The organism is Ruegeria sp. A5, assembly GCF_056543005.1.
Genome location: NZ_JBQGAV010000002.1, coordinates 98,911 through 113,556 on the forward strand (window position 1 = coordinate 98,911; position 14,646 = coordinate 113,556).

The 14,646-nt window shown below is 57.5% G+C and carries 11 protein-coding genes; 4 read left to right on the plus strand and 7 right to left on the minus strand.

The features are described from left to right. Positions 1-22: 22 nt before the first annotated feature. The 3 genes from ACR0AY_RS06260 to ACR0AY_RS06270 form a co-directional block, all read right to left on the minus strand. Complete coding sequence (locus ACR0AY_RS06260) at positions 23-4,105, minus strand: translocation/assembly module TamB domain-containing protein (RefSeq protein WP_170511453.1); 4,083 nt, start codon at positions 4,103-4,105, stop codon at positions 23-25. After that, complete coding sequence (locus ACR0AY_RS06265) at positions 4,105-5,910, minus strand: autotransporter assembly complex protein TamA (RefSeq protein ID WP_170626495.1); 1,806 nt, start codon at positions 5,908-5,910, stop codon at positions 4,105-4,107. Before ACR0AY_RS06265 ends, ACR0AY_RS06260 begins: the two co-directional genes overlap by 1 nt. A 153-nt stretch (positions 5,911-6,063) precedes the next feature. After that, on the minus strand, positions 6,064-7,287 hold the full coding sequence (locus ACR0AY_RS06270; RefSeq protein ID WP_170511449.1) for a urate hydroxylase PuuD: 1,224 nt from the start codon (positions 7,285-7,287) through the stop codon (positions 6,064-6,066). A 95-nt stretch (positions 7,288-7,382) separates the two neighbouring features. Here ACR0AY_RS06270 and ACR0AY_RS06275 point away from each other — a divergent pair, with 95 nt between their 5' ends. Continuing rightward, positions 7,383-8,297 carry a LysR family transcriptional regulator gene (locus tag ACR0AY_RS06275; RefSeq protein WP_170511345.1) on the plus strand — a complete coding sequence of 305 codons (915 nt, stop codon included), beginning with the start codon at positions 7,383-7,385 and terminating at the stop codon, positions 8,295-8,297. 2 nt (positions 8,298-8,299) lie between these two features. On the opposite strand, the gene uraH is transcribed toward ACR0AY_RS06275, so the two are convergent. Beyond that, the gene (gene uraH, locus ACR0AY_RS06280) at positions 8,300-8,656 is read right to left on the minus strand and encodes a hydroxyisourate hydrolase (protein WP_170404478.1); all 357 of its coding nucleotides are present in this window, start codon (positions 8,654-8,656) and stop codon (positions 8,300-8,302) included. A 163-nt stretch (positions 8,657-8,819) separates the two neighbouring features. Here uraH and puuE point away from each other — a divergent pair, with 163 nt between their 5' ends. The 3 genes from puuE (at position 8,820) to ACR0AY_RS06295 (ending at position 12,215) form a co-directional block, all read left to right on the plus strand. Beyond that, positions 8,820-10,238, plus strand: a complete 1,419-nt coding sequence (gene puuE / locus ACR0AY_RS06285) for an allantoinase PuuE (RefSeq protein WP_170511447.1) — start codon at positions 8,820-8,822, stop codon at positions 10,236-10,238. Beyond that, positions 10,235-10,720: an ureidoglycolate lyase gene (locus tag ACR0AY_RS06290; RefSeq protein WP_170511445.1), complete on the plus strand. Its 486-nt coding sequence runs from the start codon at positions 10,235-10,237 to the stop codon at positions 10,718-10,720. The genes puuE and ACR0AY_RS06290 overlap by 4 nt, the downstream gene beginning before the upstream one ends. Before the next feature lie 67 nt (positions 10,721-10,787). Further along, entirely contained in the window at positions 10,788-12,215 is a 1,428-nt protein-coding gene (locus ACR0AY_RS06295) for a nucleobase:cation symporter-2 family protein (RefSeq protein WP_170424357.1), read from the plus strand. A 39-nt stretch (positions 12,216-12,254) separates the two neighbouring features. Here the strand turns inward: ACR0AY_RS06295 and ACR0AY_RS06300 are convergent, their stop codons facing one another. The 3 genes from ACR0AY_RS06300 to ACR0AY_RS06310 all read right to left on the minus strand — a co-directional run bounded on the left by ACR0AY_RS06300 (position 12,255) and on the right by ACR0AY_RS06310 (position 14,558). Further along, on the minus strand, positions 12,255-13,244 hold the full coding sequence (locus tag ACR0AY_RS06300; protein ID WP_170511444.1) for a glyceraldehyde 3-phosphate dehydrogenase NAD-binding domain-containing protein: 990 nt from the start codon (positions 13,242-13,244) through the stop codon (positions 12,255-12,257). Positions 13,245-13,298: 54 nt separating this feature from the next. After that, the gene (locus tag ACR0AY_RS06305) at positions 13,299-13,622 is read right to left on the minus strand and encodes a hypothetical protein (protein ID WP_170511442.1); all 324 of its coding nucleotides are present in this window, start codon (positions 13,620-13,622) and stop codon (positions 13,299-13,301) included. Positions 13,623-13,724: 102 nt separating this feature from the next. After that, the gene (locus ACR0AY_RS06310) at positions 13,725-14,558 is read right to left on the minus strand and encodes a bifunctional allantoicase/(S)-ureidoglycine aminohydrolase (RefSeq protein WP_170397455.1); all 834 of its coding nucleotides are present in this window, start codon (positions 14,556-14,558) and stop codon (positions 13,725-13,727) included. Positions 14,559-14,646 lie beyond the last annotated feature (88 nt).

Sequence of the window (14,646 nt, forward strand, 5' to 3'; positions counted from 1 at the left end):
CCCTTTGGGGTCGCCTTTATTTTCAGTAGTCGCGTTCGAAAAAGATACCCAAACCCGTCTCGCCCCGGCCATCCACCGTGCCGCGCACCGTGAAGCTGTCGGTGACGTCGAGGTTCAAATTCACCTCGGTGTCACCTTCGGTATTGACGGTGAAATCGGTGTAGAGATTGTCGCTTAGATATGCGCCCGCACCAAGGCTGCCCCCACCGCCCTCAGTCGCGCCTAGGTCGATAGTGTCCAGGCCCGTGGCCTCGCGCACCCCTTTGGTAGTATCCCCGCCCGCGCCGCTGAGTTGGGCAAGTGAGGCCGCCATCTGGGCGATCACAAAAGGCGACAGCTCCGAGAAGCGGTTGCCGAATAACAACATGGCCAGCGCTTCCTCGGTCGGGCGCTCTGGATCGGAGAATACGTCGACCTCGGGTGAGTCCAGCGGCCCGGCGATCTCGATCGTTGCGGTGCCGTCCGAGGTGCTGGAGGACGATTCAAACTCGATATATGGCGTCAGGTCACCCTGCAGGGTGACCACACCCTTAGTCAGCGCAAGGCGGCGACCAAGGATATCGATATTACCGCGGATAAGCTCAATCTGGCCTGACGGCACAACAGAAGTTGTAGTTCCACCAATCTGTATGCGACCGCCCAGTTCCGCGTTCACGCCGCGTCCTCGGACAAAGACTGCCTTGGGTGCAAGCAATCCGATGTCGAGCGACATGCGCGAGTTGCTTTTAGTCTCATCCTCGGTTTCCACCAGATTGGCGCGTTCCCGCGTTACGAAACCGGCACGGCTTTCGTTCAGGTGTTGGATCGTCGGAATTGGTGCTGCGCCGACTGCTCCTGCGGCGGCTGCAAGATTGATGTTGGTTTCGCCAAAGTTGATCTGCCCGGCCAGCGAACTGTTCCCGGCCAATGCCCCGGTCAGGGCGATCTGACCGTTCAATGTGGTTTCATAGAGCAGCTTGTCTGTCAGCACGAGATTGTTGAGCGCTGTGGTTATCTGGGCGTTGAAGGGTGGCGTCAGATCAATCGGGCCGTTGACGGTAAACCCTCCGCCCGCTCGTAACCCACCCTGCAGTGCAATCGTGGCGCGGCTTTGCGCGATGTTTACGGAACCCCCGATGCCAGTGATTGTCTGTCCCACATCGGGCAAGGCCATCGACGCGCCGGATGTTGAAATCGTTCCGCTAAGCGCATCCAGCGCAGGTGCCCCTTTCAAGGCCAGATCGAACCGGGCAGTACCGGCCAGATTGTTGGGAGAGATAAATGCATTGGCGATACCGATGTTGACACCGCCCTGCATCTTCAGGTCCGCTTCGCCGCTGGTTTCGTTAAAGGTCCCGGCAACCGTTGTATTGATATCGGCGGGGCCATTAGCCTTTGCGTCGATGGTCCACATCCCGGCGTCGCGGCGGGCGGTACCACTGGCGGCGACGGTTCCGGGGAAATCGGGCACAAAACGTTCGACCCGATTCAGGCGGGCGTCAAAGTTTAGATCCGCGGTGCCACCGGTTTCTACAGTTCCGGTTAAATTGGCGTACGAGCTATCTGGTCCCTGCAGGCGCGCATTGCCTTCCAAACCGGACCCTGTAGGGGCGACGTTGCCATCCAGCGTGAGCGGCCCGGACAATGTCGAAGATAGACGGCCGATGTCGTCCAGCATGGCCGAGAAATCGAGGCCACCGGCCTCCCGATCCAATCGGCCCGATGCATCTGCGGTCAGCGCGGTTCCGTTCAGACTGAAAGTGCGGATGTTCAGCCCCTGATCATCGTTGGCGGCATCCACGTTCAGCGTGGTTCGTCCCTGTACCAACGCATCTACGGCTTGGATACCCGTGGCAAGGTCGTCTGCGCTCAGGTTGCCTTTGATATCAAAGGCCTTGCTGCTTTGCGCGGCCCGACCGGTGACGTCGGCATCAATCGACCCGGCCAGATCAAGCCCGGCGAGGCCGGAGAACAAAGACAGGTCGGGGGCGTTCAGCTTGGCGCTTCCATCCACCGTGATGTTTCCGGTGGGGTCATCGATGGTTGCGCCCACCTCGGCAGTAAGAGCAGCACTTTTGACCGTGGCGTTTCGAATAACGATTTGGTTGCCCGAATGCGCACCGTCCAGATTGATTGATGTCCGGCCTTTCAACAGCGGGTCGAACTCGCTCATCCCGGTTTCGATATTTGTTCCGATCACGCTGGCTTGGCCGTCGAATTCCAACGTCTGTACGGTGCCTTTGCCATCCAGCCGGGCCTGTAATGCGCCCGCCAGATCACGCTGTGCGATGCCTGAGAACACCGCCAGATCGGGGGCGTTCACGCTGGCCTGACCGTCAATTGTAAGATTGCCATTTGGCGTCGTGACCGTGCCGCTGGCCTGCGCTGTCAGAGCGTCGCCATTCACGGTGAATTCGCGAATTGTTACCCCATCGGTGTCGCGTTTGGCATCCAGAACGATTTCGGTTTCACCCGTGATCATTGGATCAATATCGTCACGCCCGGTCACCAGATCACGCCCATTCACCGTGACCTTGCCGTCAAAGCTGCGTTCCAGTGGCGAGCCCTTTCCAGCCACCTGGACCGAAGCCTCGCCACCAAGCTGAAGCTGTGCCAGGTCCGAGAACCGCGACAGGTCGGTCGCCTGCAGCAGTGCCGTGCCATCAACCTGCAACCCGGTCGCAAGCCCGCTGATCAACGCATCAGCGTCTAGAGTATAGTCGCTGCCGACCAGTTCGACCCCGGACAATTGCAATGTCTGGTCGCTGCCGTACTCGAACTGTCCATCCAGTGTGATCTGATTTCCGACGGCGGCATTCAGTGCGACATCTGTCAGATCAATGCCATCGAGCACAGCCTGCAGATCGCCATCGACCGACAGCCCGCTGGATTGATCTAGCGTGCCTTGCCCGCTGATCCGTGCATGATCGAGGTTCAGGTTAGGGGTTTCAATCTTGTTGGTCGTCAGGCTCAGGTCCCAGAGATTGCCATTCTCGGTATTGTACAAGGCCGAAATCTGAGCCGCGCCGATTGACGTATCGCCGCCGCTGACGGGCAGAACGACCTTGTCACCTTCCGGCGGTGTGATACGACCTTGCAGGGCGACCAGTTTCAGAACACCACCCGAAGCAAGGCTGAGTTCGCTTTTGAGGTCCAGCGCTTCCGAGGTAATCTCGATATCCGATATATCCAGCGCCCCGTCAGAATGGGTGCGCCCATCTACAAACAGCCGTGTGTCGGTACCGAAGAACGTGTCCATCTCTTCGGCCAGAAACGGCGTCAGGTCGCCTCCGACATCGGCAGTAAACGCGATTCCATCGGAAGCGTTGCCACTCTCTTCGGCTGTGCGCAGTCGTACCTGACCGGACACGCGAAGCTGCTGATCACTGCTTAGACCGATATCAGCATTAAAATCCGTTATCGGCCCCGAGCCTTTTGCAGTCAGCTCGAGCGGCGGGGCATCGGGGATGGACAGGGCCGTTGCGATCAGACCGCCTGAGGCTTCGGCTACGGTCAAGTCCAGATCGATCTGGCGGCTGTCGTTCTGAAAGCCTGCTTTCAGATCAATCGTGTCCCCGGCGCGGTCCAGTCGGTCGATATCCAGCGTAGTATCCAGTGTTCCATCAGCCAGCGATAGGTTGCCGTTCACGGCAAGCTCGGCAGCGATGCCGATCAGCGGCTCACCTAAAGACAGGTCATCGACGCGCAGCTCTCCGATTTCGATCGAAACCGGAAGCTCAGGTAGTTGGAAGGGTTGGGTTTCGGCTGAAGGGGGCGGTGCGTCCTTAGTTGTTGTACCGGGTGCGCGGGCGATATCGATTTCCTGCGCCGATAGTGTGTTGACCGAGAACCGACCGCGCAGCAGTGCCAATCGGTTCCAGTCCAATTCAGCGTTTTTAATGGTGAGCCAGACGCCGTCGTCATCGGCGACTGTGATTTCTTGAATCGTCGCACGCGAACTCAGAGCTCCTTCAAGGCCGATCACCCGCACATTCTGATCATCACCGGACAGGGTATCTTGCAGAAACTGCTCGATCATGCTGCCGCCCTCGTCCTGAGCGGTCGCCGCGATGGGAACGGTGATCGCTGCTGAACTTAGCAACAGGGGATATACAACGCGACGCATCAAAAGGCCTGCCCGATCCCGAGGTAGAATTGCAGCCCGTCACCCGTATCGCCCTGAACCGGCACCGCAAGGTCAAAGCGCAAGGGCCCGAAGCCGCCCAGATCATAACGGATTCCAAGGCCCGCGCCAGAATGCTCTTCCGCGCCGCTGCCGATGAATGAGGACGTGTCGACCACACCGTAGTCATAAAACCCAACCAACGAGATTGCGTCAGTGACTTTGCCTCGGACCTCGGCTGAGAGCCCCAGAAAGGATTTGCCACCGGCGACACCATCTCCGACGGGGATACCTAGGCTTTCAAATGGCTGACCCCGTACTGTACCGGCACCACCCGAGAAGAACAGGAAATCTGGAGTCACACCATCTGCCGGAGGTCCGAGGACCGATCCCAACTGCACCCGGCCTGCCAACACCAGCCGACCGGCGGTGCCCAGATCGTTATAGGCGCGACCGTCAAAGAACATTCTCAGGCCGGTATCCGACCCGGAGAACCCGACAAAGGGCATGACTTGCGAGTCTAGATAATAACCGCGCGTCGCGCTGACCTTGCTGTCGCGTTCATCCCATTCTGACCGGAACGGAAGAATGAAGTATCGAAACTTGCGCCCATCGCCATAGGCGTCATCTGCGTCCGACCATTGGAAACCTGCCGAGGCTTCGGCGTAGAGGCGGTCAGAGAATGTGCGGCGTGCACCATAGGCAAGCGAGGCGACGGTGACGTTGTAGTTTTCGGTATTGCGCCGCTCCAACAGCGCGCTCCAGAATGTATTGTCGTCAGGGCCCAGACGATCAGGTTGATCCAGCCGCAGACCAATGCGTCCATCGATATCCTCGGCACCGCCGATATTGCGGATTGCCGCCTCGAACCGCAGCCTTTCGGCTCGCCGGAAAACGTTTCGATGGGTCCACGTAGCTGTAAGATCAACCCCGTCGCGCGAGGCAATCTCGGCCCCAAAGGTCAGGCGGCGCGGTGGCAGGTCTTCAAACGTCGCGTCGAAATCAAGCGTGCCATCCGGGTTGGGTTCTTCATGTTCCTTGAGCGAAACCGTAGCGAATGTGCCGGTGCGCCGCAGGCGGGTGCCAACCTTTTGGACCTGTTCAGGCGAATAAACCTCACCCGACGGGAAGCCTGCGACTTTCTCGATCGACCGATGGCGGACATTTGTATCGCCCTGAATGATCATTTTGCCGAACCGCAACCTTGGCCCCGGAGCCAGATCAATTGTCGCGTCCAGCCGTGCCTGCGCATGGCGCGCTATTACTTTCTGATCTTCCACTTCCGCCTTGGCATGGCCTGTATCGCGCCAGCCCTGCACCCCGGCCGAAGCCGCCTGTTGGATCGCTCCGGTGGTCGCGGTCTTACCCGTGGCGAACTCTTCGGGCAGTTCTGTGCCCGGTGCCAGCGGTTGCACGACAGCCGTTCCGAACTTGAACTTCCGTCCCGGTGTGACAAGGATAGTCGCCCGTTTGAATTGGGCTGGAACGTTCAGCGAATTGATTTTGGCGGCTTCCTGCCCGTCAAGCTTGATGCTGACGACGGGGCTGAAATAGCCTTCGTCGTACATGATCTGAACGATGGTGCGGTAGTCGGACAAAGCTGCCGACAGTATTTCCAGTGACGTATCAAGACCACGCGATTCCGAGGTGAAGATGGATGAAGTCTCTTCCAAGCGGTCGACCAGATCTTCAGATGCACCAGGGGCGGATAGGGTCGTTTCTAGCGCGGTAGCAAGATTGGGGGACAAGGCCACAAACGCACCAAAAAGCCAGCCTCTCAGATCGCTGCGCGGTCTGCTCCCTGTCATTGTCTGGCTCCAACTGCCCCAAGTCGAAATCGCTATGGCCGCGAAACAAAACGAATGCGGCGTGTTGAATTCATTTAGAACATCTGACGGCGCTTAGGGGAAGAACTAAACAAAGTTCAGGTGTTTTTATTGGCAAACTCGTGTGCCAATCCGCTACAGACCGGCATTTCGGAACCAGCGAACAATCGCATCCCGGTCTTCAGGTTCCATATAGGTCACGTTCGCGGGAGGCATGGCATGTGTGACGCCGGATTGCAGATAAATCTGCTGCGCGTTCTGAGCAATGTCAGCTTTTGTTTCCAGCAGGACACCTTTGGGTGCCCACAGGATGCCTTCCCAGACAGGCTCGCGCGCGTGGCACATAGAACAGCGACCCAGAACTATGTCCTGTGCTTCTTCAAAGCCATCCGCTGATGCGAATTTCTGTTCGTAGGGAGTTAGTTGCCGTGCTTCGGCCTCTTCCAACGGGTCGTTCATCGAAGCAGTCGACAACCACATGATGGTCATGAACAGCAAAGCCGTTACCAACCAGGTCCAGGTTGGGTTTCCAGCGCGCGCATGGCGGGTGTTGAAATAGTGCCGGATCGTGACACCCATCAGGAAGACCAGCGCGGCGATGATCCAATTGTACTCGGTCGCAAAAGCCAGCGGATAGTGGTTCGACAACATCAGAAACACGACCGGCAATGTCAGATAGTTGTTGTGGGTCGAACGCAGCTTGGCGATCTTGCCGAATTTCGGATCAGGTGTGCGCCCGTTCTTTAGATCGTCCACCACAATGCGCTGGTTTGGCATGATGATGAAAAACACATTTGCGGTCATGATTGTGGCCGTGAAGGCCCCCAGATGCAGCATCATCGCGCGACCGGTGAATATCTGGTTATAACCCCAGCCCATAATCACCAGCAGCACGAACAGAAGAACCATCAGCAATGTCGGACGCTCGCCCAATCCCGACTTGCAAAGAAAATCGTAGACCAGCCAACCGACAGTCAGCGAGGCAGCCGAGATCAATATGCCTTGCCATAGCGCCAGATCCGCCTTTTGGGCATCGATCAGATAGAGCTCTCCGCCTACCCAGTAGACGATCATCAGTAGCGCGGCACCGCTGAGCCATGTGGCGTAGCTTTCCCATTTAAACCAGGTCAGGTGGTCGGGCATACGCTCCGGAGCGACGAGATATTTCTGGATGTGATAGAATCCTCCGCCATGGACTTGCCATTCCTCGCCGTCCGCCGGTCCGGGGATATCGCGGTTCAAACCAAGATCCAGCGCGATGAAGTAGAAGGATGATCCGATCCAGGCAATCGCGGTGATAACGTGCAACCAGCGCACGCCAAAACCAATCCAATCCCAGAACACGGCGAAGTCGTACATGCTTATGTCTCCGATTGCGTTGCGCCACACTAGGCAAACGGGCTTTTCTTCGGTATTCCCGTATATTGTCAAACTGTATCAAAAAAAACGATAAGATGTCCTATCTCGACAACATTCGAACCTTTGTCCGGGTCTATGACTTGGGCAGCATGTCAGCCGCCGGGCGGGATATGAGAATTTCACCTGCGGTGACGTCGGCGCGAATATCGCAGTTGGAGGATCATCTGGGAGTGCGCCTGTTTCAGCGCACAACCCGGAACCTGACACCAACGGAACAGGGGCGGGCGTTCTACCCCGGCGCGGTTGCGGTTCTGGATGCAGTTGATGAGGCAGAAGCCCAAGTCACGCATCTGACCGAAGCCCCCCGCGGGTCTCTGTTTGTTGCTGCGCCCTTGGGTGTCGGGCGCCGGTTATTGGCGCCTCATGTGCCTGATTTTCTGTCAGAATACCCTGAGATTGATGTGCGTCTAAGACTGACAGACCGCTCGGTTGATCTGACCACCGAAGGCTTGGATCTGGCTTTTTTCATCGGTCAGCCCGAAGACAGTACATTGCGCATTCGCAAGATTGCGGATTGCCAGCGTGTGCTATGTGCAGCCCCTGATTACGTGAGCCGATGTGGGATGCCAGAAGCTGGATCCGATCTGATTTCAGGCAAGCATGAATGCTTGAACCTGCGCTTCCCTGGCGCGGCAGAGTTTCAGTGGATGCTGGAAACTCCCGATGGCCCGAAACGATTTGCTGTCTCGGGCAGGTATGAATGTGACGATGGTGATGTTTTGACCGATTGGGCGCTGTCTGGGCAAGGTATTGCCATGAAACCCGTTTTTGAAGTGTCAGAGCATTTGAAGGCGGGGAGGCTGATCCCGGTGGCGATGAAGACGCCTCCGGTTCCCGTGCAAATGGCCTGCCTGTATACGCATCGCCGCCATCAGGACCCGAAGGCTCGGCTGTTTATGGATTTCATGATTGACCGGATCGGCAAAGTGGTTCGAAGCGCCGAAGTCTAGGACTAGCTGCCCCGGTAGGTCGAGTAGCCGTAGGGGGACAACAGCAGCGGAACGTGGTAGTGCGCGTCCGCATCGGACATGCCAAAGCGGATCGGCACCTGATCCAGAAACAGAGGATCATCGCCATCCTGACCTGTCGCGCGCAGGTAATCTCCGGCGAAGAATATCAGCTCATAAGTGCCGGTTTTAAAGTCGTCCTGCGGTAAGATCGGGCTATTGGTTCGGCCATCCGCGTTGGTTTCCATCTCGACCAGTTTACGGTGCGAGTTCCCTGACACTTTGTAGAGCGCGATTTTCAACCCCTCAGCGGGGCAGCCGCGCGCCGTGTCGAGAACGTGGGTTGTCAGATAACCAGCCAAGGGTCTCTCCTATGTGTTTCTTTTGGTGTGCCACAGTCTGGGCCAAACCGCAAAATGGTTGAAATGCCGAAAGAAGTGGAAACAGTGTTCGGATTGATTTGATAATCAATAGACCGTTTCTGCGGTAAAGCTGTCAAAACACCTAATCGGACTGGAAGACCCTATGCAGCCGCCTCGTTACCCCCGCGATATGATCGGATACGGAGCCAACCCACCTGACGCCGCATGGCCCGGCGGTGCAAAACTGGCTGTGCAGATTGTGTTGAACTACGAAGAAGGCGGCGAGAACTGTGTCCTGCACGGGGACGCTGCGTCCGAGGCGTTCTTGTCCGAGATCGTTGGGGCGGCGCAGTGGCCGGGCCAGCGTCATTGGAACATGGAATCGATCTATGAATACGGCTCGCGGTCGGGGTTCTGGCGCCTGCATCGCTTGATGAAAGACCTACCGATCACCGTTTATGGTGTGGCTACCGCGTTAGCGCGTTCGCCAGATCAGGTTGCGGCGATGAAATCGGCAGGGTGGGAGATTGCCAGCCATGGCCTGAAATGGGTCGAGCACAAGGATATGCCCGAGGCAGAAGAACGGGCCCAGATCGCCGAAGCGATCCGTTTGCATGCCGAAGTTGTAGGGGATCGCCCGCGAGGCTGGTACACTGGGCGCTGTTCGGACAATACCGTGCGTCTGGTCGCCGAGGAAGGTGGCTTTGCTTATGTTGCCGATACCTATGCAGACGATCTACCCTACTGGATGCAAACCGGTGGTCGGGATCAGTTGATTGTTCCCTACACGCTGGATTGCAATGACATGCGCTTTGCGACGCCACAGGGGTTCAACGCCGGGGATCAGTTCTATTCGTATCTGAAAGACAGTTTCGACGCGCTTTATGCGGAAGGCGAGGCCGGTGCACCCAAGATGCTGTCGATCGGTTTGCACTGTCGCCTGATCGGGCGACCGGGACGCGTTATGGCGCTGAAACGGTTTCTGGATTACGCGCGTGGGTTCTCGGACGTGTGGTTCGCAACGCGATTGCAGATTGCCGAGCATTGGGCCGAAAAGCACCCGGCGGCTGAGCGTCCACAACCCTCGCAAATGGGCCGCGAAGAATTCGTCTCTGCGTATGGAGGTATCTTCGAGCATTCCGCTTGGATCGCCGAGCGCGCCTATGATCTGGAATTGGGCGCGGCGCATGACACGGCAGTCGGATTACACAGTGCTTTGACCCGCATGTTCCGGTCCGCCTCAACCGATGAACGGCTCGGTGTTTTGACAGCCCACCCTGATCTGGCAGGCAAACTGGCGCAGGCAAAGCGGCTGACACAGGAAAGTACGTCCGAGCAAGCCTCGGCAGGGCTTGATGCGCTGACGGATAAGGAACGCGCCACCTTCACCGAACTGAACCAACGCTATACGAAAAATTTCGGCTTTCCGTTCATCATTGCTGTACGGGACCACAACAAGGCTTCGATCCTAAACGCATTCGAACGGCGCATCGAACAGGATCGCGAAACCGAGTTCGCCGAGGCCTGCCGACAGGTCGAGCGGATTGCCGAGTTCCGTTTGCGCGATGTGCTGCCCTCATGACACGGATTGTCGCTGAACCGATCTCGGCCGAAGCTTTCGCACCGTTTGGTGATCTGATTGATGTGTCAGGTGAGGCCGACAAGATCATCAACCAGGGCCAGTGCGGGCGGTATCATGATCGGGCAAGGCTGGATTTCGGTGATGCCCAAGCGGGCATCAGCCTGTTCAACGCCAACCCGCGCGAACTGCCTTATCAGCTGGACATGGTCGAGCGCCATCCCGACGGCAGCCAGGCGTTCATTCCGATGACTCACCAGCCCTTTCTCGTGATCGTCGCCCCGGATGAGGAGGGGCAACCGGGTCGTCCTCGCGCGTTCATTACACAGCCAGGACAGGCGGTGAACTATCACCGGGGAACATGGCACGGAGTTCTGACACCTTTGCATGGGCCCGGTCTGTTCGCAGTCGTTGATCGGATCGGGGAAGGCCCGAACTTGGAGGAATACTGGTTCAGCACACCGTACGAGGTGGTCAACCGCTGAAACCAGAACCGAAGCCGCCGGAGAAGCGGTAAGAACCCCATTGGATCTTAGGGAGGACAATGAGATCATGGCTGAAACTTCGATAGGGACGCCCGAACAGCTTCGGGACCCAAACTTCACACCCGCCTTGCACAAGGCGATACCGCTGGGCATTCAGCACGTTTTGGCGATGTTCGTCTCGAACGTGACACCGGCCATAATCGTGGCGGGTGCTGCCGGGTTTGGATTTGGGTCGAACTCCCCGGATTTTCCCGAACTGCTGTACCTGATCCAGATGTCGATGCTGTTTGCAGGGCTGGCGACACTGCTGCAGACTATCACGATTGGCCCGGTTGGAGCGGCTCTGCCGATTGTACAGGGAACGAGCTTTGCGTTTTTGCCCATCATGATCCCTCTGGTCGCCGGAAAAGGCGTGGATGCCTTAGGGGCGCTGTTTTGCGGTGTCCTGGTTGGCGGCTTGTTTCATGCCTTTCTTGGCCTCTTCATAGGCAAGATACGGTTTGCGCTTCCGCCGCTGGTCACTGGACTTGTCGTAACAATGATCGGTTTGGCGCTGGTCAAGGTCGGCATACAATACGCCGCTGGTGGTGTGCCTGCGATTGGAACTCCTGAGTATGGATCGCTGCTCAACTGGTCGGCTGCACTGGTTGTGGTTGTTGTGACGCTTGGCCTCAAGTTCTTTGCACGCGGTATGCTGTCGGTGTCTGCCGTACTGGTTGGTTTGGCCATCGGCTACGTCTATGCCCTGATGGTCGGGATGGTGACGTTCGAGGCCATTGGCACAAGTTGGTCACGCGCCTCAGCTTTTGCTCTGCCCGTACCGTTCAAATATGGGTTTGAGTTCTCTCTGGCCGCCGTGATCGGCTTTTGTCTGATGTCTTTTGTCTCGGCCATCGAGACCGTCGGAGACGTATCGGGTATCACCAAAGGTGGTGCAGGTCGCGAAGCAACCGACAAGGAAATCGCTGGCGCGACCTATGCCGATGGTTTCGGAACAGCGATTGCCGGTATGTTTGGCGGGTTTCCCAATACGTCCTTCAGCCAGAATGTCGGTTTGATTGCGATGACGGGCGTCATGAGCCGCCATGTCGTGACCTGTGGAGCTATCTTCCTGATCCTGTGTGGCCTTGTGCCAAAAGTCGGGGCAATTATCCGCACCGTGCCTATCGAAGTGCTGGGCGGTGGTGTGATCGTCATGTTCGGCATGGTGGTCGCGGCAGGTATCTCGATGCTGTCAGACGTGGATTGGAACCGTCGCAACATGGTGATCTTTGCGATTTCGCTGTCGATCGGTCTTGGGTTGCAACTGGAACCCGGCGCGGTTCAGCACCTACCTGATACACTTCGTATCCTGATGACCAGCGGCCTGCTGCCCGCAGCGCTGATCGCCATTGTACTGAATTTGGTCCTGCCAGAAGAATTGGCCGAAGAATCGACTGAAGAGGTTTCAGGGGGTATGGCCGGTCACGGGGCGGGTAGCCTACCTCACGATTGAAGTCTTGAAGTAATCCGCAGCGTGCTTCAGCGCTGCGGATCACACTGCTTTCGCCATCAGGCGTGCGACATCCAGCATGCGGGCTGAAAACCCCCATTCATTGTCGTACCAGCCAAAGACCCTGATCTGCCTCTCTCCAATCATGCGCGTCTCGGGCCCCGCCACTACCAGTGACTCAGGGCGGGACCGCAAATCAGATGACACCAAGGGCAGATCGGTCCATCCCAGCACGGCAGAAGCTGCGACCGCGTCGCGAAACGCTTGTTCGAATTGATCTGCGCTCATGCCACGTTCAAGCGAGGCGACAAGATCAACGGCAGATACGCTGGCCGTCGGAACACGCACCGCGGCCCCCGACATACGACCGGCCAGGTCTGGCAAGACGATATCAATCAAATGCGTCGCGCTCGAGGTCGTGGGCACCATCGACAATGCCCCAGCGCGCGATCGGGCCAAATCCCCGCGTGGCGCATCGACCATCGGCTGGCTGTTTGTATAGCAGTGGATGGTGGTCATGTGCCCGGACACAAGCCCGCCGATTTCATCAATCAGCTTGACGAGCGGTGCCAGACCATTGGTGGTGCAGGATGCATTTGAAACGATCCGTGCGCTGCCCAATTGATCTTCGTTTGCCCCCAGCACCAGTGTGACTTCGGCAGCGGGTGAAGGGCCGGAAATCAACACTTTATCCGCCCCAGCAGTCAAGCCCCGGCTGGCCACGTCGGATGTCCGCGCGATGCCGGTGCAATCGAGCATGACATCGACGCCGGACAGATCGACCTGTGCCAAATCGGCGCTGTGAGACATCAGAATAACGCGGCCATCGATATTCAGTGCTTCACCTTCGGTCGTGACCGAACCCTGATAGGGGCCAAACGTGCTGTCATATTTGAACAGGTATGCGCATGTTTCCAGCGGTGCGATATCGTTGATCAGCACCAGTTCTACATCCGAATGCTGCGGCAGGCTTAAGACCTGACGCAGAATGGTGCGGCCGATACGGCCGAATCCGTTGATCGCGAGTTTCATGCGCAAGCTATGGCAGGCAGATCAGGCGATCTCAATCAAAGTATTGTACCAATTTCAGTTGCAGCTGACCTGCGAAAAGAACTGGCCCGAAATGTTCTGATACATGCTGGAATAGATCGCCTTGCAGCCAGTCGCCTTCTGTATCGCGGCCATTGCCTGGATGGTGCGAAGACCTGGCGGCGGGCCAAAGGGGTTCAGATTGTTATTATCCCGCGTCGCCCGATAAACCACAGGCGCGTCCGAGACCTGCGTCACCGCCCATGTGCGGCTCATGACGAAAACGGATTTGGTTTCTTCCTTGGCTGCGACCGGGGCGGCGTTGAACGCCGAAAGGCCAAGGGTGGCAACCAGTGCAATCATCGTACCGCGCAGTAACATCGAACAATCTCCAGTGCTGAAAACTCATTTGATTTCATCAGATTCCAGCGATTCTGTGAACCCCTTTACCAGAACTTGACCCGGTAAAGCCCCGATCGTCAGCTACCTAGACGGTACAGACAACGGCATGTGCCTATTCACATCCTTGTACAACAGATAGCGAAACCGTCCCGGTCCGCCTGCGTAACAGGCCTGCGGGCAGAAAGCGCGCAGCCACATGTAGTCACCGGCCTCGACCTCAACCCAATCCTGATTGAGCCGGTAAACAGCCTTGCCTTCAAGCACATAAAGGCCATGTTCCATCACATGGGTTTCGGCAAAGGGAATCACACCACCGGGTTCGAAATTGACGATATTGACATGCATGTCGTGACGCAGGTCCTGCGGATCGGTGAAGCGGGTGGTAGACCAGCGGCCTTCGGTGCCGGGCATTTCGTTGGGTACCACGTCGCGTTCATTGGTGATGATCGGGTCAGGGGCGGGCAGGCCGGGCACTGCATCATAAGCCTTGCGCACCCAATGGAACCGGGCAACTGAATCGCCATGGTTGTGCAGCGTCCAGTCGCTGCCCGGGGGGATATAGGCATATCCACCGATCTCAAGAACATGATCCGCTTCGTTCAGGGTCAGCGTGACGCTGCCCTCGACCACGAAGATTACCCCTTGCGCATTTGGATCGGTTTCGGGCGTATCGCTGCCACCACCGGGCTGCACCTCCATTATGTATTGCGAGAATGTCTCGGCAAAACCACTCAGAGGCCGGGATAAGACCCAAAGACGTGTATTCTCCCAGAAAGGCAGAAAGCTGGTGACGATGTCGCGCATCGTGCCCTTGGGGATTACCGCATAGGCATCGGTGAACATGGCACGGTCGGTCAACAGTTGCTCTTGCCCCGGATGTCCGCCTGTCGGTGCATAATATTTAGGATGTGTCATCAAATGCCTCTGCTTCGTCTGGGGACAATATGAGGCGATCTCACGGGCGGACCTAGCGCCTGCCTTGCGAAAGGTTTGTTCGGGATAA